Raw genomic sequence first — 1,611 nt, forward strand, 5'->3', positions numbered from 1 at the left:
AGTTTATACATGGACATTTGGTTTGCAATACATGGACATTTGGTTTGCAATATTTTCATTATACATGGACATTTGGTTTGCATATGTTGACTTAATAAATTAAGTAATTTATTGTCATAAAATAATATGTCATAAATAGTATTTTATAAATGAAAAAAGAATTAGTTGTAAAGGACAATGCTTTAATCAATGCTAGTTACAATCTTGATTTAGTAGAGCAACGTTTAATCCTGTTGGCTATTGTTGAAGCAAGAGAGTCTGGTAAAGGGATTAATGCTAATGATCCTTTAGCTATTCATGCGGAAAGTTATATGAATCAATTTTCTGTACATCGAAATGCATCCTATAAAGCACTAAAAATCGCTTGTGATAATTTATTTGCACGACAATTCAGCTATCAAGAGTTAAATGAAAGAGGAAATATTGAAAATATTAAGTCTCGATGGGTTAGTGAAATTCGTTATATTGAAAATGAAGCTATTGTAAAAATAATATTTGCACCTGCAATTATTCCTCTAATTACAAGACTAGAAAAACATTTTACGAGTTATGAGTTAAAACAGGTCAGTCACTTAAAGAGTCCTTATGCAGTACGTTTGTATGAAATTTTAATTGCATGGCGGAGTACAGGGAAAACGCCTATTATTAATATTGCTGATTTTAGACAAAGAATTGGAGTGCTAAATACTGAATATAAGCTTGTTGCTGACTTTAAGAAACGTGTTTTAGAACCTGCTATTAAACAAGTCAGTGAGTACACTGATATTAAAGCAACGTATCAACAGCACAAGACAGGGCGTACAATTAGTGGTTTTTCATTTAAATTTAAACAAAAACCACAGCTTGAAATAGAAAAATCTGTAAATCCAAAACGTGATCCAAACACACCTGATTTTTTTATTGAAATGACAGATGCTCAACGTTATTTATTTGCGAATAAATTGTCTGAAATACCTGAAATGAGTCAGTATTCGGAAGGGGCTGAAAGTTACTCTCAATTTTCTGCACGTATTGCTGATATGCTTTTACAGCCTGAAAAGTTTAGAGCATTTTATCCTTATCTAAAGCGTATTGGATTTCAATCTAATTAAAAAAATATACTCAGATTTATCCACTTAATTTGTGGATAAATTCTAAAAATAGAGATGTAAACAACCAAGGAGCAAAACTTCATAACTCTATACACAAGTGCCCCCCAAATCAGATAACAGCTATTTTAGCTTTTCGACTCTCTTTTTTATTTGACTAAGTGAAGGCTTCAAATTACATTTTAGTTTCTCTATTTATTATAAGTTCTTCTCTTTCATGTTAGATTTCTTAGGTAAGTATTTTAATTTGATTTCTCTAATCCCTTTGGCTTTAGGCTTCTTCTCACCAAAGTTTGTAAAAAGTCCTACTTTGTTGAAGCAATTAAATTTAATTCTTCTTCTAGTTGTAGTTACCTTGTGTTTTCTCGCTTTTTTTCAAATAATTAAAATCTAAATTATCCTAGTAGACCAAATATTCCAGATACTATTATTATGATTAATAAAGCGATGGATATTGTATTTACTATTCTTAATGTTTTTTTATTATCCAGTACGTTACTTAGGAAGATAGGTAAGCTGCATA

The 1,611-nt window shown here is 30.1% G+C and carries 1 protein-coding gene; it reads left to right on the forward strand.

The features are described from left to right. Nucleotides 1–149: 149 nt before the first annotated feature. Nucleotides 150–1,091: a replication initiation protein RepM gene (gene repM / locus P256_RS08775; RefSeq protein ID WP_023273334.1), complete on the forward strand. Its 942-nt coding sequence runs from the start codon at nt 150–152 to the stop codon at nt 1,089–1,091. Nucleotides 1,092–1,611: the final 520 nt, after the last annotated feature.

The organism is Acinetobacter nectaris CIP 110549, from assembly GCF_000488215.1.
GTDB lineage: Bacteria > Pseudomonadota > Gammaproteobacteria > Pseudomonadales > Moraxellaceae > Acinetobacter > Acinetobacter nectaris.